We start from the raw sequence: 18,019 nt of genomic DNA, 5'->3' as shown, positions 1-18,019 counted from the left end.
ATGAGCGCCCCAACGCCGGCCCACGGTGACGACAGGCCCCGCGAGGGCTACTACCCGGACCCGTCCATCCCCGGTTACGTCCGCTACTGGAACGGCGCGGCCTGGATGCCCGGCACCAGCCGCCCCGCCCCCGCCGCCGGCGAACCGCTCACCCCGCCCCAGGGCGCCCGCCCCGCCACCCCTGCCGTGGTCGAGGAAACGGGCCCCCACTTCTTCGACGACGCACCCCCTGCGGGGAGCCCGGCGTGGGACACGGAGGCGTCCGTGGCGGACACGTTCCTGAGCCGACGGCCGACTCCGGGGCCGGGGGCTCCGCCGGTTCAGCGGGAGGCTCCGCCGGTTCACCAGGGTTCCGGCGGTGCCCAGGGTGCGGACGGCTCCGGGTTCGGGGCGCAGGGGCCCGTAGGGGCATCCCCTCAGGGTGGTGCGGCGCAGGGGCCGGTCGGTGGGGGTCTTCCGGGTGCGCGGGGTGCGGGTGTGCCCGTCGCTCCCGGCGGGCAGTTCGCCGCCCAGCAGGGCAACGCGGGCGCCTTCGGCGCGGGCGGCCCGGAGGCCGGGGGCTGGGCTCCGGCCGGTACCCCCGGTGGGGCGGGTGCGCCCGGAGCAAGCGGCCCCGCCGCATCCGGCGTACCCGGTGCCCAGGGCGGTGTGGCTCAGGGTCAGGCCGGGGCGAACAGCGGTCCCGGTGGGCAGAGCCGCCCCGCCGCGGCTGCCGGTGGTTTCGGCGCTGTCGGCGCACCCGGCGTGCAGGCCCCCGCCGGGACGGGCGGTCCTGGCGCGGCCGTTGGCGGTTTCGGTGGGCAGGCCCCCGCCGAGGCCGGGAACCTGCCCGGTGCGCAGAGCCCCGCGGGGACGGGCCACGCCGCAGGCGCACGTGGCTTCGACGTCGTCACCCCTCCCGGACCCGGTGGCCCCCTGGGCGGGTTCGGGCCCGCCGTCCCCGGGGCGCGGAGCGGTCAGGCGGGTGGCCCCGTCGCGCCCGACCTCGCCGCGCAGAACCCGGGTGGCGGGCAGGCCTCCTGGGCTCAGCAGGTGCATCAGCTGGCCGGGGGAGGGGAGGAGCAGACGGTCGCGCCGTGGAAGCCGGTGGTGGAGGACCCGTTCCTGGCCGCGGCGAGACGGCAGGCGGCGGGGCGTCCCGCGGGGCTTGGCAAGCGGCTGGTCGCCCGGATCATCGACAGCCTCTTCGTCGGCGCCGTCACCGCTGCCGCCGCCGTACCCCTGGGCGTCCGCACCGTCGACCACCTCCGGCACAAGATCGACGCGGCCCGGCTGTCCGGCCGTACCGTCACCGTCTGGCTGATCGACGGCACCACCGGCACGTACCTCGCCGTCGTCCTCGCCGTACTGCTCCTCTTCGGCGTGGTCTACGAGGTGCTGCCCACCGCGAAGTGGGGCCGTACGCTCGGCAAGCGGCTGTGCGGGATCCAGGTGCGGGACATCGAGGCGCACGAGCCGCCCACGTTCGGCGCGGCCCTGCGCCGCTGGCTGGTCTACTGCGTGCCCGGACTCCTCGGCATCGGGGCGGTCGGCGTGCTGTGGGGGCTGTTCGACCGCCCCTGGCGCCAGTGCTGGCACGACAAGGCGGCGCACACCTTCGTCGCGGACTGAAGCCGCCGGACGGTACTCCGTACGGCCGCCCGCCGGGTGCGGAGCCGGGGCGTTCGCGGTCCACTCGGGCCATGAGCAGCGAACCGCCCTCCGGCTCCGGACCGCAGCCCCCCGACGACGATCCGCTGAGGAAGCGCCCCCCGTCGGAGCAGGGCGGGGGCTCGCCGTACGACGCGCCGCACGGAGGGCAGCAGCCTCCGCCTCCCGGAGGCCAGGGCGGCCCCCAGCAGCCCGGCGGCAACCCCTACGGGCCGGGCAACCCCTACGGCGGTCAGGGCGGCGGCAGCCCGTACGGCGGTCAGGGCGGCCCCTACGGGGGCCAGGGCGGCGGCCCCTACGGAACCCCCGGAGGGCCGGGCGGCCCCGGCTACCCCGCCGATCCCCTCGCCGGGATGCCCCCGCTCGCCGACAGCGGCAAGCGCACGATCGCCCGCATTCTCGACATGATCATGGTCGGTATCGTCGTCTGGCTGGTGACCTGGGCGTTCGGGGTGCACCAGTACGACGTGAACGGCCAGAACATGAACGCCGGGAAGTCCTTCGCCCAGTCGATCATCGCCGCGATCCTGTACATCGCCTACGACACGATCCTGATCGCGAAGACCGGCCAGACACTCGGCATGAAGTGGTTCCACATGCGCGTGGCCAACCTGGACAACGGCTCCACCCCCTCCGCGCAGACCTCGCTGGTGCGCGCGCTGGTGCTGTGGCTGCCGTTCGCCTTCTGCTGCGCCTGCATCTGGACCGCGATCTGCGGTGGCTGGAGCTACTTCGACCGCCCCTACAAGCAGGGCCTGCACGACAAGGCGGCCAAGACGGTGGTGGTCAGCACGCGGTAGCCACCGGCGGGAAGAGGGCGGCGCTCACGCGGGAGAGGGGCGGTCCGGGGCGAGAGACCCCGGGCCGCCCCTCTCCCGCGCGTACGACGCGGGCGGCGAACCGCCCTCAGGAAGCGGTCCGTTGGCGTACCGGCTCGGACGCCGCCCCGACCGGCTCCCGCCGCGCGCTCTCCAGCCGGGTGGGCGCCGGCATGCTCTCCGGCGCGGCCTCGGGGCGAGCTGTCCGCGCCCGCCGGGGGTGCGGCACGGTCATGGCCACCAGGACGCCGAGGGCGAGCGCGGCCAGGGCGATCACGGCGATCCCGGGGCCGGAACCCGTCTGTGACAGCAGCAGCATGGCGAGGGTGGAGAAGATCACGGTGCAGGAACCGTAGGCGAGCTGTGCGGCGGTCGGACGAGGCATGGCAATCGTGTCCTCGGAAGATGATGTGGGGGTGCCACTGGACTCTCCCCGCGTCCATGCCCGAGTCACGCGCCGGGTAAGCGTGACCTTGCCCGGGGCGCCGGTGCACAGGGGGCGCACGGAGTCATGACCTTCGCCAACTGGGCGTATGCGCGCGCCCGTTGAGGGGACGCGGCCGTCCGCAAAGCGAACCCCCGCTCCGCATAGTGCACCTGTCCTGTACAAGTCAAGGTCTGTCTTTTCTTCTAAACCTCTAGTCAAATAACGGCACTTGACTACACGCGTTGATCGTGCGCGCACGGAATCTTCCATGAAACCGGAACCCTCCTGCCGTGCGCGCGGCGCGGGGGAGGAAATCAAGTGACCAGCAGATCCTGGACGTTCAGATCCACGGCGATAGGCGTAGCCCTCGCCGCGGCCTCCGCCACGTTCGCGACGTTCGCCGTCGCGGAGGCGAGCGCGGCGCCCCGGTCGGCGGCCGAGAACCGGCACGACCCGGCACCGGTCGCCCAGCGGGAGCACGACCTCGACGGTCCGCTGAGCAAGACCCAGCAGGCCCAGCGCCGGGAGGCGCTGACCCAGGTCATCTCGGGCAAGGCCAAGCCGGAGGACCGTCACGGCTCCAAGGTCGTCCAGCTCAAGGGCAAGAAGGGCGACAGCAAGTACGTCGAGCTGGGCCGGGAGAAGACCGACAAGATCTTCACGATCCTGGTGGAGTTCGGGGACAAGACGGACTCCCGGTACGGCGGCACCCCCGGGCCGCTGCACAACCAGATCGCCGCACCGGACCGCAAGCAGGACAACTCCACTGCCTGGCAGGCGGATTACAACCAGCAGCACTACCAGGACCTCTACTTCGGCACCGGCAAGGACACCGAGTCGCTGAAGAAGTACTACGAGAAGCAGTCCTCGGGCCGCTACTCGGTCGACGGCGAGGTCACCGACTGGGTCAAGGTCCCCTACAACGAGGCCCGTTACGGCTCCAACAAGGCCTCCACCGGCGCCTGGTACGCGGTCCAGGACGGTGTCAACGCCTGGGTCGCCGACCGTGAGGCCGCCGGTGACAGCGCCGCGGAGATCCGCACGGAGCTTGCCAAGTACGACCAGTGGGACCGTTACGACTACGACGGCGACGGCGACTTCAACGAGCCCGACGGTTACATCGACCACTTCCAGATCGTGCACGCCGGCGAGGACGAGTCCGCGGGCGGCGGCGCGCAGGGCGAGGACGCCATCTGGGCCCACCGCTGGTACGCGTTCGGCACCGACGCCGGTGCGACCGGTCCGTCCGACAACAAGCTCGGCGGCACCCAGATCGGCGACACCGGCATCTGGGTCGGCGACTACACCATCCAGCCGGAGAACGGCGGACTCGGCGTCTTCGCCCACGAGTACGGCCACGACCTCGGGCTGCCGGACGAGTACGACACCGCCGGGGGCGACAACTCCACCGGCTTCTGGACCCTGATGTCCTCCGGTTCCTGGCTGGGCACCGGCAAGGAGGCCATCGGCGACCTGCCCGGCGACATGAACGCCTGGGACAAGTTGCAGCTGGGCTGGCTCACTTACGACACCGCCAAGGCGGGCGTCTCCTCCTGGCACAAGCTGGGCCTTTCCGAGTACAACACCAAGTACCGTCAGGCGCTGGTGGTTTCGCTCCCGGACAAGGAGGTCACCACCGAGGTGGTCACCCCGGCCCAGGGCGCGACCCAGTGGTGGAGCGGCAGCGGCAACGACCTCAAGAACACGCTGACCCGGTCCGTCGACCTCACCGGCAAGTCCTCGGCCACGCTGAGCCTGGACGGCTGGTACGACATCGAGGCCGGCTACGACTACCTCTACACCGAGGTGTCCACCGACGGCGGGGCCAACTGGACCGCGATCAACGGCACGGTGGACGGCGCGGCCATCCCGGAGGACGGCTCCGGCAAGCCCGCGCTCACCGGCACGGTGGACGGCTACAAGAAGCTGTCGTTCCCGCTGGACGCCTACGCGGGCCAGAAGATCCAGGTGCGCTTCCGCTACCAGACGGACGGCGGGGTCGCGCTCAAGGGCTTCGCGGCCGACGAGATCGCGGTGACCGCCGACGGTTCCGCCGTCTTCTCCGACAACGCCGAGTCCGCGGACGCGGGTTGGGCCGCGGGCGGCTTCTCCCGGATCGGGGCGTCCTTCACCAAGGACTACCAGCAGTACTACATCGCGGAGAACCGGCAGTACGAGTCGTACGACAAGACCCTGAAGGTCGGTCCGTACAACTTCGGCTTCGCCTCGAAGCCGGGCTGGGTGGAGCACTACCCGTACCAGAACGGCCTGTTGATCTGGAAGTGGGACACCTCCCAGGCGGACAACAACACCAACTCGGCCGACGGGCACCCGGGTACGGGCCTCATCCTGCCGATCGACTCGCACCCGGCGGCGCTGAAGTGGGCCGACGGCACGCTGCTGCGCAACCGCATCCAGGCGTACGACTCGCCGTTCAGCCTCTACGGCACGGACGGCATCACGCTGCACAAGAGCGACGTCGCGACGAAGATCAAGGCGTCGAAGGGGGTGTCGGTCTTCAACGACCACGCGAGCACCTACTACGACCCGGCGAACCCGACCGGTGGCGTCAAGATCACTGACACCAACACCAAGATCAAGATCACCAAGGAGGCGACGGACGGCTCGACGATCGAGCTCGAGGTCGGCCCCGCGGTGAAGTAGTCGGCATCATCGCAGGTCACAGACGTATCGGCGGCAATCCCCTGGCGGGTTGCCGCCGATCGTGTTTAGGTGCGTCCTGTGGACGGCTTATTGACACCGGACGGAACGGGGACGTGACCGCATGGCCGCAGGAGGCTTCAGCAGACTGCCGAACGGCACGGTGGTGGTGGCTCTCAACCTGCCCCACGGCTCCGCCGGGGTCCGCGTCCTGGTGCACGCCCGCAACCGCGCCCGCGCCCTGACCCGCCTCCGCAACCTCGGCCTCCGAGCGGTGTACCTCCGGGGCAACACGGCACCCCCCACCCCGGACGAGATCACGGCAGTCCTCCACCACCCGGACGGCCTGGTCTGGCGCACGGCACCCCTGGACGGCACGTCGGCCTCCGGCCTGTGGCGCCCGATCCGCTCCTTGTTGCGACCTGCGGTGCCTTCGGGGACGTGAGCTGCGGTTCGTTGTCGGGTGCGGGCCCGTCGTGGCCGGTCGCGCAGTTCCCCGCGCCCCTTGAGTGGGACCAGTTTCCGTCGGCTGCCAAGGTGCCCGGTGTCACTAGGTGAGGTGCGTCTTCGGGTGCGGGTGCATCGTGGCCGGTCGCGCCCACGCGGCGGAGCCGCAAATCAGACACAGCCCTGCGCCCCTGAGGTGGGACCGGTTCCGTCGGCTGCGGGGTGCTCCGGCGAGTCTGCAGGCGTGACCAGCTGACCGACGTCACTGGTCCCACCTGAGACGTCACTGGTCCCACCTGAAAGGGGCGCGGGGAACTGCGCGACCAGGCACCACGCACCCGCACCCGACCCGTCACGGCCGCGCAGCGACCAGTACCGTCGGGCGCCATGAGGAGCTTCGTGATCGGTGCCTTGCGGCTGGTGGCCGCGTCCGCTGACGAGCAGGTGGGATGGGCGCGGAGGCACGGCGTGCTGACGGATGAGATTGCTCTGGATCTTGAGCATGCCACCGGCGCCGCCCCCGGGCTCGTGGCGGCGGGGGCCCTCGGCGAGGCCGTCCTCGCTGGGCTGCGGGAGATCGATGCCGTGTTCAGTGAGATGAGTGGCGATCCGGACCGGTGGAGTCCGGAGGCGCTGGGTGGGGACGAGGCGTGGGGGAGGGCGCGGGGGCTGGCGCGAGGGCTCCTTGAGGGGGAGGGGTTCGGGCTCACCCCCTTGCCGGAGATTCACGTCAGCCGCTGACCACCGGCTTGCCCGTCAGGGTCACTCCTGCCTCGCGCAGTGCCTCCAGCGCCCTGTCCGTCGTCTCCTGGGCCACGCCTGCGGTGAGGTCCAGGAGGATGGTGGTGCGGAAGTTTTCGCGGGCCGCGTCCAGGGCTGTCGCCTTCACACAGTGGTCCGTCGCGATGCCCACCACGTCGACCTCCTCCACACCCCGTTCCCGGAGCCACTCGGAGAGACCCGTGCCGTTTTCGTCGGCGCCCTCGAAGCCGCTGTACGCCGCCGAGTAGGCGCCCTTGTCGAAGACCGCGTCCACCGCGCCGGAGGCGACGGCGGGGGCGAAGTTGGGGTGGAATCCGACGCCCTCGGTGCCGGCGACGCAGTGGGCGGGCCAGGAGTGGGCGTAGTCCGGGTTGTCGGCGAAGTGGCCGCCGGGGGCGATGTGGTGGTCGCGGGTGGCCACGATGTGCCGGTAGCCCGTGCCCGCCGCCTGGCCGATCAGCTCCGTGATGGCGGCGGCCACGTCGGCACCCCCCGCCACCGCGAGGCTGCCTCCCTCGCAGAAGTCGTTCTGCACGTCTACGACGATCAAGGCGCGGCGCATGCTGGTGTCCTTCGAGTGGGATCCAAGGAATCGAGCCTAGAGACCTAGCTACCCGAGCCCAGGTGCACGTACTCCGTCGGAAGGACGGGTTCGCCCCGGGACAGCTGGGTCGCCGACAGCGGCAGGTTCGCGCGGGCCGCGAAGTGCCGGTCGCGGGCCACGTCCAGCGGCTCGCGGGCGATCACCTCGCCGCCCTTGACCAGCTCGACGAGGAGCTCCCGGTCGGCCAGGTCGTCCGGCACCGGGCCCGTGCCCACGACCTCGGCCTCCGCGACCCCGGAGCCGTCCAGCCGCCGCGCCGCCCACTTGCGGCCGCCGATGGAGGTCTTGCCCCCACTGGACTTCTTCGCCACCGGCACCAGAGGGGAAGCAGGGTCGGCCGACTCCGCACGGGCCACCAGCTTGTAGACCATCGAGCACGTGGGGTGCCCGGAGCCGGTCACCAGCTGCGTGCCCACGCCGTACGCGTCCACCGGCGCCGCCGCCAGCGAGGCGATCGCGTACTCGTCCAGGTCCGAGGTGACGACGATCCGCGTGTTCGTCGCCCCCAGCTCGTCCAGCTGCCGCCGCACCCGGTGCGCGACCAGCAGCAGGTCCCCGGAGTCGATCCGCACGGCGCCCAGGTCGGTCCCGGCCACCTCCACCGCCGTACGCACCGCCTCCGCGACGTCGTACGTGTCCACCAGCAGCGTCGTACCCGCGCCCAGCGCGTCCACCTGGGCGCGGAAGGCGTCCCGCTCGTTGTCGTGGAGCAGGGTGAAGGCGTGCGCGGAGGTGCCGACGGTCGGGATGCCGTAGCGGAAGCCCGCCGCGAGGTCGGAGGTGGTGGCGAAGCCGCCGATGTAGGCGGCGCGCGCGGCGGCCACGGCGGCCAGCTCGTGCGTGCGCCGGGCGCCCATCTCGATCAGGGGGCGGTCACCGGCGGCGGAGGACATCCGGGAGGCGGCCGCCGCGATGGCCGAGTCGTGGTTGAGGATCGAGAGGATCACCGTCTCCAGCAGCACGCACTCCGCGAAGCTGCCCTCGACCCGCAGTACCGGCGAGCCGGGGAAGTAGACCTCGCCCTCCGGGTAGCCCCAGATGTCGCCCTGGAAGCGGTAGTCCGCGAGCCAGTCGAGGGTCGCCCCGTCGACGATCTCCCGCTCGCGCAGGAAGTCGAGCATCCCGGCGTCGAACCGGAAGTTCGTCACCGCGTCCAGCACCCGCCCGGTGCCCGCGACGACTCCGTACCGGCGGCCGTTCGGCAGGCGCCGGGTGAAGACCTCGAACACACTGCGCCGCTCGGCCGTTCCGGCCCGCAGGGCGGCCTGCAGCATGGTCAGCTCGTACTGGTCCGTGAAGAGCGCCGTCGAGGGGACGTCGACCGGCAGCCCAAGGTCCGCTGCGTTCATGAGGAGGGATGGTACTCCCATTTCGTCAGTGTGACGATTTCTGGGCCACGTGGCAGCATTGCTGTGTGACGTCACCCGCTCCCGTAGAGATCGAACGCACCGAATCGGCGGAAGAGGTCTTCGCCGTACCCGAGCCCGACGTCCCCTGGGTCACCATCGTGCACAACGACCCGGTCAACCTCATGAGCTATGTGACGTACGTCTTCCAGTCGTACTTCGGCTATCCCAAGGACAAGGCCACCAAGCTCATGCTCGACGTCCACCACAAGGGCCGGGCGGTCGTCTCCAGCGGGAGCCGCGAGGAGATGGAACGCGACGTGCAGGCAATGCACGGCTACGGCCTGTGGGCCACCCTCCAGCAGGACCGGAAGTAAACCCAGAGACATGCCCGGACACTTCGAACCGCTCCCCGGCGGCGGCGCGGCCGTCGCGCTCGACGACGTCGAGATCTCCATCATCCGGTCCCTGGCCGTGCAGCTCCTGGAGCTGATCGGCCCCGGCCCCGCCGAGGACGCCTCCGCCGACCCGCTGGCCGGGCTGTTCGCCGAGGGCCCGAGCGAGCCGCCCACCGACCCGGTGCTGCGCCGGCTCTTCCCGGACGCGTACACCGACCCCGAGCGGGAGCCGGACACCGCCGCGGAGGCCGCCGAACGCCAGGAGCACTCGGCCGAGTTCCGCCGCTACACCGAGAACGACCTGCGCGCGGGCAAGCGGGAGAACGCGCTCGCGGTGATCCGCACCCTGGACGCCCCCGCCTCGGCGGCGGCCGACGAGGGCGTTGCGGTGCTGAAGCTCTCCCCGGACGAGTCCCGGCAGTGGCTGAGCGCGCTCAACGATCTGCGGCTCGCGATCGGCGCCCGCCTGGAGATCACCGGCGAGGACGACACCGACCCGCTCTACCACCTGCCGGACCAGGATCCGCGCAAGCCGATGGTGCTGGCCTATCTCTGGCTGGGCGGACTCCAGGAGACGCTCGTCTCCACGCTGCTGCCGTGACCCTGCTGGCGTGACTCTGCTGCCGCAACCCGGTTGCCATAACCCTGTTGCCGTAGCCGTTTGTAACGATCCGCCGGATTTTGTGTTCGCTCAGAGGACGCTCAAATCCGGATAACGATCGCGTCACCGTTGCGGCCTGGTTTGCGCCATTCGTGCGCTCTTTGTCCGCTTCTTCCTGTGTGGTGCGCCACACTGCCCCCCTTTGTTCATTGTTGCGGCCGTGATAAATCTTCACGACCGCCCGGCGAACACCACCCATGTTCGACCGGGTGCGCCACCGAGCCGGCGACCGTCGGCCAGGCAAGGGCGGGCTCGCAACCCGCCCAGCTCCATCAATTCCGGGGGGATCGAAACCCGATCCGAGGCCGCTGACCGGCCACGGGTCGGCATGGAGAAAGGCGCACCACCATGGCCTCTGAGAAGGTCACCGAAGCCCCTGAGGAGGGGTACGAGCGAGGACTCGGCAGCCGCCAGGTCCAGATGATCGCCATCGGCGGCGCGGTCGGCGTCGGCCTGTTCCTGGGAGCCGGGGCGAACATCGCCAAGGCCGGTCCCAGTCTGATCCTCATGTACGCCCTCGCGGGCGCGATCATCTTCTTCATCATGCGGGCCCTGGGCGAGCTGCTGCTCTACCGCCCGGTCTCCGGTTCCTTCGCCGAGTACTCGCGCGAGTTCCTCGGCCCCTTCTTCGGTTACTTCACCGGCTGGACGTACTGGCTGATGTGGGTCGTCACCGGTATGGCCGAGCTGACGGCCGCCGCGATCTACGTCAACTACTGGTTCCCGGCCGTTCCGCAGTGGGTGACGGCGCTCGTCTTCCTGGTGGTCCTGTTCGGCGTCAACCTGATCTCCGTGAAGCTCTTCGGCGAGCTGGAGTTCTGGTTCTCGATGGTCAAGGTCACGGCCCTGATCGGCATGATCGTGATCGGCCTCGGCGTGCTGACCTTCGGCTTCAGTGCCGCCGGTGACACCGCCTCCGTCTCGAACCTCTACCAGTTCGACGGCTTCTTCCCCAAGGGCATCGGCTCCTCCCTGATGACGCTCCAGGGCGTCATGTTCGCCTACCTCGCCGTCGAGCTGGTCGGTGTCACCGCGGGCGAGTCCGAGGACCCCGAGAAGACCCTCCCGAAGGCCATCAACACCCTGCCCTGGCGCATCGCCCTCTTCTACGTCGGCGCCCTGACCGTGATCCTGTGCGTGGTCAAGTGGACCGAGTTCTCACCGGGGGTCAGCCCCTTCGTGAAGGCGTTCGCGGAGATCGGCATCCCGGCCGGCGCGGGCATCGTCAACTTCGTCGTCCTCACCGCCGCGCTCTCCTCGTGCAACTCCGGCATGTACTCCACGGGCCGCATGCTGCGCACCCTGGCGGACAGCGGCGAGGCCCCCAGGGTCTTCTCCCGCCTGTCGGCCTCCAAGACCCCGGCGATCGGCGTCACCGTCTCGGTGCTCTTCATGGGCATCGGCGTGGTCCTGAACTACGTCGTCCCGGCCAAGGCGTTCGGCTACGTCACCTCCATCGCCACCGCCGCGGGCATCTGGACCTGGCTGATGATCCTGATCAGCCACGTGCTCTACCGCCGCAAGGTCGTCTCGGGCGAGCTGCCCGCCTCGTCCTTCCCGGCCCCGGGCGGCGCGGTGTGCTCGTACATCGCCATCGTCTTCCTGCTCTTCGTCACGGGCCTGATCGCGTACGATGCCGACTCCCGCATCTGCCTCTACGTGATGGCGGTCTGGGCCATCGCCCTCGGCATCGGCTGGTTCGTCATGAAGTCGCGCACGCCGCAGACCGGGGAGCGCGAGGAACCGGCTCTGGAAACGGTGGGCTGACCCCACCGGGCAAGACCATCCAGGACGCCCGGCCGTCGGGAGTACTCGTGGCACTCCCGCCGGCCGCCGCTCAGGGCGTCCGCCATGTGGGCCGTTCCGTACCGCACCTCGGTACGGGGCGGCCCATACTCCTATCCTGGCGACCATGCTGACCATCACCCAGGACCTGTACGACAGGATCGTCGCCCACGCCCGCGCGGACCACCCCGACGAGGCGTGCGGCGTGGTCGCCGGGCCGGAGGGCACCGGCCGCCCCGAGCGCTTCATCCCGATGCTGAACGCGGCCCGCTCGCCCACGTTCTACGAGTTCGACTCCCAGGACCTGCTGAAGCTCTACCGGGAGATGGACGACCGCGACGAGGAGCCGGTGATCGTCTACCACTCCCACACCGCCACCGAGGCGTACCCCTCGCGCACCGACATCGGCTACGCCAACGAGCCCGGCGCCCACTACGTCCTGGTCTCCACGGCGGACGCCGACGGCCTCGGCGACTTCCAGTTCCGTTCCTTCCGCATCCTGGACGGCGAGGTCACCGAGGAGGAGATCAAGGTCGTCGAGGCGTACTGATCTCACGCTTCGGTCGGTAATCGTCCGACATGTGGGAAGGCATTCCGGTCGGTGGACCGGGAATCGATACGATGAGCCCATGGTTCTGACCGTGGTGCGGGCCTGTTGCTGACACGCCGAGCCCGCAGGTCCGACGACACCCTTCGACAGGAGCCCGCAACCATGGCCATCGAGGTCCGCATCCCCACCATCCTCCGCCAGTACACCGACGGCCAGAAGGCGGTCGAAGGCACCGGGGAGACCCTCGCCGAGCTGTTCGCCGACCTGGAGACCCGGCACGCGGGCATCCGGGACCGGGTGGTCGACGCCGGTCAGCTGCGCCGTTTCGTGAACGTCTACCTGAACGACGAGGACGTGCGCTTCGTGGACGGCATCGACACCAAGCTGTCCGACGGCGACACCGTGACGATCCTGCCGGCCGTCGCCGGCGGGATGGTCTGAGCGGTCGTCGGGCTCCATGCGCTACGACTCCCCGCTGGCCGCGGTGGGCGACACCCCTCTGGTGCGCCTGCCGCGGCTCTCGCCGTCCCCCGACGTCCGCCTCTGGGCCAAACTGGAGGACCGCAACCCCACCGGCTCGGTCAAGGACCGCCCCGCGCTGCACATGATCGAGCAGGCGGAGAAGGACGGCCGGCTCACCCCGGGCTGCACCATCCTGGAGCCCACCTCCGGCAACACCGGCATCTCGCTCGCCATGGCAGCCAAGCTCAAGGGCTACCGCATGGTCTGCGTCATGCCGGAGAACACCTCGCAGGAGCGCCGCGACCTGCTCGCCATGTGGGGCGCGGAGATCATCCCCTCCCCGGCGGCGGGCGGCTCCAACACCGCCGTGCGCGTGGCCAAGGGGCTGGCGGCCGAGCACCCCGACTGGGTGATGCTCTACCAGTACGGCAACCCGGACAACGCGGGCGCCCACTACGCCACCACCGGCCCCGAGATCCTGGCCGACCTGCCCTCGGTGACCCACTTCGTGGCGGGCCTCGGCACCACCGGCACCCTGATGGGCGTCGGCCGCTATCTGCGCGAGCAGAAGCCGGACGTCAAGATCGTGGCCGCCGAGCCGCGCTACGACGACCTGGTCTACGGCCTGCGCAACCTCGACGAGGGCTTCGTCCCCGAGCTGTACGACGCCTCCGTGCTGACCACCCGTTTCTCCGTCGGCTCGGCGGACGCGGTGGCCCGTACCCGTGAACTCCTCCAGCAGGAGGGCATCTTCGCGGGCGTCTCCACCGGCGCCGTGCTGCACGCGGCGATCGGGGTCGGCCGCAAGGCGGTCAAGGCGGGGGAGAGCGCGGACATCGTGTTCGTGGTGGCCGACGGCGGCTGGAAGTACCTCTCCACCGGCGTCTACACGGCCGCGACCACCGAAGAGGCGGTCGAGGCCCTGCACGGCCAGCTCTGGGCCTAAGTCTCCAGGTCCGGTCCGGATTCTCCTCCGGCCGGGCCCCGCAAGGTCTCTTCCGGTCAAACCCGGGAAGCTCACAAGATCGCGTCAGCCCCCTCCTATGAGGGGGCCAACCGCTTTCTATGGCGGGGCAAAGAATTTCCTGCGGTACTGCCGGGCGTCGGCGCCCCGGAGCTACGTTCCTCCCGCGACCTGACATGTCACGCTCATCGACACGTCGGACGTCTGAGAGTGTCATGCCCATGACCGCGCGCTCTGCCGCCGCTACGCGCGTCACGTGCCTGCCAATCCAGTGCGAGAACCCCCACTTCCCCATGGAGGCAGTACCCCATGCGTGAGTCACGCACCGGCGGGCGGAGACGGAGTCTGCCCAGACTCCTCGCCGTCGCCCTCCCCGCACTCGCCCTCTCCGTCGCCGGAATGACCGCGGCGTCCCCGGCCGGAGCCGCCCCCGCGGCCCACCCGGCCCCGGCGTCCCGCGTCACCCAGAACCACAAGGCGCTGACCGACCCCGACCGGCAGACCTTCCACACCACCGGCAAGGCCGGCCAGAAGGTCCCGACCACCCATCTGTGCGCCACCGCGAAGCCCGGCCAGGTCTCCTGCTTCGCCCAGCGCCGCACCGACATCAGGCAGCAGCTCGCCTCCGCGGTCGCCGCCGCCACCCCCTCCGGCCTCTCCCCGGCCAACCTGCACAGCGCCTACAACCTGCCCTCCACCGGCGGCTCGGGCCTGACCGTCGCGGTGGTCGACGCCTACAACAACCCCAACGCCGAGGCGGACCTCGCCACCTACCGCTCCACCTACGGCCTGTCCGCCTGCACCAAGGCCAACGGCTGCTTCAAGCAGGTCTCCCAGACCGGCTCCACCACCTCGCTCCCCACCAACGACAAGGGCTGGGCGGGTGAGGAGGCGCTGGACATCGACATGGTCAGCGCGGTCTGCCCCAACTGCAACATCACCCTGGTCGAGGCCAACTCCGCGAACGACACCGACCTCGGCAAGGCCGAGAACGAGGCCGTCGCGCTCGGCGCCAAGTTCGTCTCCAACAGCTGGGGCGGCGGCGAGTCCTCCACCCAGACCACCGAGGACACCCAGTACTTCAAGCACCCGGGCGTCGCCATCACCGTCTCCGCCGGTGACGAGGCCTACGGCGCCGAGTACCCGGCGACCTCGCAGTACGTGACCGCCGTCGGCGGCACCGCGCTCACCACCGCGTCCAACGCCCGCGGCTGGAGCGAGTCCGTCTGGCACACCAGCGCCACCGAGGGCACCGGCTCCGGCTGCTCCGCCTACGACCCGAAGCCCACCTGGCAGACCGACACCGGCTGCGCCAAGCGCATGGAGTCCGACGTCTCCGCCGTCGCCGACCCGGCCACCGGCGTCGCCGTCTACGACACCTACGGCGGCTCCGGCTGGGCGGTCTACGGCGGCACCAGCGCCTCCGCCCCGATCATCGCCGGTGTCTACGCGCTGGCGGGCACCCCGGGCGCCTCGGACTACCCGGCGCAGTACCCGTACAGCCACACGGCGAACCTCAACGACGTGACCACCGGCAACAACGGCACCTGCACCACCTCGTACTTCTGCACCGCGCGCGCCGGTTACGACGGCCCGACCGGCTGGGGCACCCCCAACGGCACGGCCGCCTTCACCTCCGGCGGCACGGGCGGCGGTGGCGGCACCTGCACCCCGGCGCAGCTGCTCGGCAACCCCGGCTTCGAGTCCGGCAACACCACCTGGACCGCCAGCAGCGGTGTCATCAACACCGACAGCGGCGAGGCCGCGCACGCCGGTTCGTACAAGGCGTGGCTCGACGGCTACGGCTCGGCCCACACCGACACGCTCTCCCAGTCGGTGACCGTCCCCGCCGGCTGCCACGCGAGCTTCACCTTCTACCTGCACGTGGACACCGCCGAGACGGGCAGCACCGCGTACGACAAGCTGACCGTGACCGCCGGTTCGACCACCCTGGCGACGTACTCGAACGTCAACGCCGCCTCCGGGTACGCGCAGAAGACCTTCGACCTGTCCTCCTTCGCGGGCCAGACGGTCACCCTGAAGTTCAGCGGCGTGGAGGACTCCTCCCTCCAGACCAGCTTCGTCGTGGACGACGCCGCCGTCACCACCAGCTGAACCGCAGCACCAGCCGAACCGCACCACCACCCGGTCCCGCGCGCGGAAGCCGTCCGCGCGCGGGACGCGCGTGTTCCCCGGGAGCCGATCGCGCCGGTGGTACGTCACATCATCAGCGGTGCCGAGCGGCACCTGCCACGACGGAGAGGCGGACCCCATGCGCCGTACGACGTCCCGTGCCCTCGCGGCGACGGCCCTGCTCCTGCTGCTCGCGGGCTGCGGCGGCGAGTCCGCGCCCTCGGCCTCGACCAAGCCGTCCGCCGCACCCTCGACATCGGCCAAGCCGTCCGCCACGCCCTCCCGCTCCACCGGCTGCGCGGACCAGGTGCGGCTTACCTCCGCCGACGCCGGGAAGACCGTCTGCCTCAAGCAGGGCGGCGAGCTGCGGCTCACCCTCGACGGCACCAAGTCCCGCCCCTGGGAGCCGGTCAGGGCGAGCGGCCCCGCGCTGACCGCGATCAACGCCGGGATCGTCCTCCAGCCCGGCGACGCCACCGCCGCCTACCGGGCCGCCGCCACCGGCACCGTCCACCTGACCTCCAGCCGCCCGCTGTGCGCGCAGCCCAGCTTCCCGGGCGGCGTCTCCTGCAAGGGCATCCAGGAGTTCCTGGTCACCGTGCGGATCGGCTAGCCACCGGGAGCGGGCGCGGTCGCCGGGCGCTCTCCGGCGGGTTCCGCGAGGGTGGGGACATGGCCGTGTTCCCCCGCCCGCGCCGCCTAGTGCCGCGGCAGGCAACGTTTGCCCGTCAAGGAGCGGCGTCCGGTGCGTGCTCTCGGCGTGCCGGCCGGAAGCCCTCGTACTGGGCGTACTCGGGCTTTCGGCCGGTGCGGCGAGAGTGCGTGCCGGGCGTCGCGACGGGGCGAACGTTGCCTGTTGCGGCACTAGCGCGCCAGGTGGCGCACCTGGTCCCACAGGGCCGGGTCGACGACGCCCACCCGGCGCCGGAAGTCGCCCACGCGCACCTCGCGCAGCTCGTCGGTGCGCAGGAAGCTGGGGCGGCCCTGGGCGTCGCCCACCGAGCCGGGCGGCAGGGGGATGACCCCGGCGCGCTGGTCGTGGTACTTGCTGGTGATCTTCGCGACCGTGACCCGGTCGCCGCGCACGGACAGCACCAGACAGGGCCGGTCCTTGGACTCCGGCCGGTCCTCGTAGGGAACGTCCGCCCACCAGATGTCGCCCGGCCGCGGACGGTCCGTCAGAGTCCTTGCCCGGTCCCGGGATCGGGGCCCGGTCCGGGGCGTCGGCCGGGACGCGGGCCGGCCGGGTGGCCGCAGCCGTCGTCCGCGCGGCCGGTGACCGCGCCCCCAGCCGTCCACGAGCGTGGCGACCAGCGCGAGCAGCACCACGGCCGCGAGCGCGAGCCACCAGGACGTGTCCATGGGGACGACGTTACCGGCGCGCGCCGCGCCTCGCGCGCCCTTGGCGCATCCCAACGCGCCCCCGATCCAGCCGAACCGGTGACACCGCAGGTGAGTTCGCCCACAACGGCGCCGGGCGGAGGAGCGACCCGCGCTTTCGCGCCTTACGCTCGACGAACCGCACGCCCCGCCCTTCCGTAATCCGCCCATCCGTCCCCCGCCTACGGAGGTTTCTGCTTCATGAAGCTCACCGTCGTCGGCAGCTCGGGGTCGTTCCCGTCCGCGGAATCGGCCTGTTCGAGCTACCTCGTCGAGGCCGACGGCTTCCGGCTGCTTCTCGACATGGGCAACGGCGCCCTCGGCGAGTTGCAGCGCCACATCGGTCTGTACGACCTCGACGCGATCTTCCTCAGCCATCTGCACGCCGACCACTGCATCGACATGTGCGCCTACTTCGTCGCGCGCTACTACCGGCACGACGGCGGCCGCTGCGCCCCCATCCCGGTCTACGGCCCCGAGGGCACCGAGCACCGCCTGACCACGGCCTACGCCGACACGCCCTCGGCGTCCTCCATGAGCGAGGTCTTCGACTTCCACACGGTCAAGCCGTCCACCTTCGAGATCGGCCCGTTCACCGTGCACACCGAGCGGGTCCGGCACCCCGTGGAGGCGTACGCCATCCGCATCGAGCACGAGGGCAAGTCCCTGACGTACTCCGGCGACACCGGCGTGTGCGACGCGCTGGACGAGCTGGCCCGGGACACCGACCTCTTCCTGTGCGAGGCCGCCTTCACCCACGGCAAGGAGAACATCCCCGACCTCCACCTCAACGGCCGCGAGGCCGGCGAGACGGCGACCCGCGCGGGCGCCGGCCTCCTGCTCCTCACCCACATCCCCCCGTGGACCGACCCCCAGGTCAACCTGGCGGACGCCCGCGAGGCGTACGCGGGGCCGGTGGAGCTGGCGGTGCCGAGGATGACGTACGAGCTGTAGCCCCACACGGCGCATTC

General features: G+C 71.0%; 18 protein-coding genes. 14 read left to right on the top strand and 4 right to left on the bottom strand.

Going from position 1 to position 18,019, the window contains the following annotated elements; genetic code table 11:
* Entirely contained in the window at positions 1–1,611 is a 1,611-nt protein-coding gene (locus tag AB0E91_RS13755) for an RDD family protein (RefSeq protein WP_361779906.1), read from the top strand.
* Between the two features lie 71 nt (positions 1,612–1,682).
* On the top strand, positions 1,683–2,450 hold the full coding sequence (locus AB0E91_RS13750) for an RDD family protein (RefSeq protein WP_361779903.1): 768 nt from the start codon (positions 1,683–1,685) through the stop codon (positions 2,448–2,450).
* Positions 2,451–2,556: 106 nt separating this feature from the next.
* Here the strand turns inward: AB0E91_RS13750 and AB0E91_RS13745 are convergent, their stop codons facing one another.
* A complete protein-coding gene (locus AB0E91_RS13745) occupies positions 2,557–2,853 on the bottom strand; it encodes a hypothetical protein (protein WP_361779900.1) in 297 nt (98 codons plus the stop codon).
* Positions 2,854–3,213: 360 nt separating this feature from the next.
* Between AB0E91_RS13745 and AB0E91_RS13740 the strand changes: the two genes are divergently transcribed.
* The 3 genes from AB0E91_RS13740 to AB0E91_RS13730 all read left to right on the top strand — a co-directional run bounded on the left by AB0E91_RS13740 (position 3,214) and on the right by AB0E91_RS13730 (position 6,744).
* Complete coding sequence (locus AB0E91_RS13740; RefSeq protein WP_361779897.1) at positions 3,214–5,559, top strand: immune inhibitor A domain-containing protein; 2,346 nt, start codon at positions 3,214–3,216, stop codon at positions 5,557–5,559.
* Between the two features lie 121 nt (positions 5,560–5,680).
* Positions 5,681–6,001, top strand: coding sequence for a hypothetical protein (locus AB0E91_RS13735; protein WP_361779894.1), 321 nt, complete (start codon positions 5,681–5,683; stop codon positions 5,999–6,001).
* Between the two features lie 389 nt (positions 6,002–6,390).
* Complete coding sequence (locus AB0E91_RS13730) at positions 6,391–6,744, top strand: hypothetical protein (protein ID WP_361779891.1); 354 nt, start codon at positions 6,391–6,393, stop codon at positions 6,742–6,744.
* On the opposite strand, the gene AB0E91_RS13725 is transcribed toward AB0E91_RS13730, so the two are convergent.
* Positions 6,734–7,327, bottom strand: a complete 594-nt coding sequence (locus tag AB0E91_RS13725) for an isochorismatase family protein (RefSeq protein ID WP_361779888.1) — start codon at positions 7,325–7,327, stop codon at positions 6,734–6,736. The genes AB0E91_RS13730 and AB0E91_RS13725 overlap by 11 nt on opposite strands.
* A gap of 44 nt (positions 7,328–7,371) precedes the next feature.
* Positions 7,372–8,718: a nicotinate phosphoribosyltransferase gene (locus AB0E91_RS13720; protein WP_361779885.1), complete on the bottom strand. Its 1,347-nt coding sequence runs from the start codon at positions 8,716–8,718 to the stop codon at positions 7,372–7,374.
* A gap of 8 nt (positions 8,719–8,726) precedes the next feature.
* Between AB0E91_RS13720 and clpS the strand changes: the two genes are divergently transcribed.
* The 8 genes from clpS (at position 8,727) to AB0E91_RS13680 (ending at position 16,281) form a co-directional block, all read left to right on the top strand.
* Positions 8,727–9,092 carry an ATP-dependent Clp protease adapter ClpS gene (gene clpS, locus AB0E91_RS13715; protein WP_161180803.1) on the top strand — a complete coding sequence of 122 codons (366 nt, stop codon included), beginning with the start codon at positions 8,727–8,729 and terminating at the stop codon, positions 9,090–9,092.
* Positions 9,093–9,102: 10 nt separating this feature from the next.
* The gene (locus tag AB0E91_RS13710; RefSeq protein WP_161180804.1) at positions 9,103–9,714 is read left to right on the top strand and encodes a DUF2017 domain-containing protein; all 612 of its coding nucleotides are present in this window, start codon (positions 9,103–9,105) and stop codon (positions 9,712–9,714) included.
* A gap of 408 nt (positions 9,715–10,122) precedes the next feature.
* Positions 10,123–11,541, top strand: coding sequence for an amino acid permease (locus tag AB0E91_RS13705; protein WP_361779880.1), 1,419 nt, complete (start codon positions 10,123–10,125; stop codon positions 11,539–11,541).
* Between the two features lie 145 nt (positions 11,542–11,686).
* Positions 11,687–12,109, top strand: coding sequence for a M67 family metallopeptidase (locus AB0E91_RS13700; RefSeq protein WP_161180806.1), 423 nt, complete (start codon positions 11,687–11,689; stop codon positions 12,107–12,109).
* Positions 12,110–12,271: 162 nt separating this feature from the next.
* Entirely contained in the window at positions 12,272–12,550 is a 279-nt protein-coding gene (locus AB0E91_RS13695) for a MoaD/ThiS family protein (protein WP_361779876.1), read from the top strand.
* Between the two features lie 16 nt (positions 12,551–12,566).
* Entirely contained in the window at positions 12,567–13,517 is a 951-nt protein-coding gene (locus AB0E91_RS13690) for a cysteine synthase (protein ID WP_361779873.1), read from the top strand.
* Positions 13,518–13,844: 327 nt separating this feature from the next.
* Positions 13,845–15,650: a hypothetical protein gene (locus AB0E91_RS13685; protein WP_361779870.1), complete on the top strand. Its 1,806-nt coding sequence runs from the start codon at positions 13,845–13,847 to the stop codon at positions 15,648–15,650.
* A gap of 157 nt (positions 15,651–15,807) precedes the next feature.
* A complete protein-coding gene (locus tag AB0E91_RS13680; RefSeq protein ID WP_361779867.1) occupies positions 15,808–16,281 on the top strand; it encodes a hypothetical protein in 474 nt (157 codons plus the stop codon).
* 251 nt (positions 16,282–16,532) lie between these two features.
* Here AB0E91_RS13680 and AB0E91_RS13675 read toward each other — a convergent pair whose 3' ends face one another.
* Positions 16,533–17,030 (bottom strand): type II toxin-antitoxin system PemK/MazF family toxin, encoded by a 498-nt coding sequence (locus tag AB0E91_RS13675; protein WP_361779864.1) that lies wholly within the window; start codon positions 17,028–17,030, stop codon positions 16,533–16,535.
* A gap of 219 nt (positions 17,031–17,249) precedes the next feature.
* Between AB0E91_RS13675 and AB0E91_RS13670 the strand changes: the two genes are divergently transcribed.
* Complete coding sequence (locus AB0E91_RS13670) at positions 17,250–18,002, top strand: MBL fold metallo-hydrolase (protein WP_361779861.1); 753 nt, start codon at positions 17,250–17,252, stop codon at positions 18,000–18,002.
* The last annotated feature ends 17 nt before the right edge of the window (positions 18,003–18,019 follow it).

Origin of the sequence: Streptomyces sp. NPDC026659, from assembly GCF_040638245.1 — a bacterium.
GTDB lineage: Bacteria > Actinomycetota > Actinomycetes > Streptomycetales > Streptomycetaceae > Streptomyces.
Note: the sequence above shows the minus strand (reverse complement) of the source record. Positions and strands in the feature narration are given on the sequence as shown.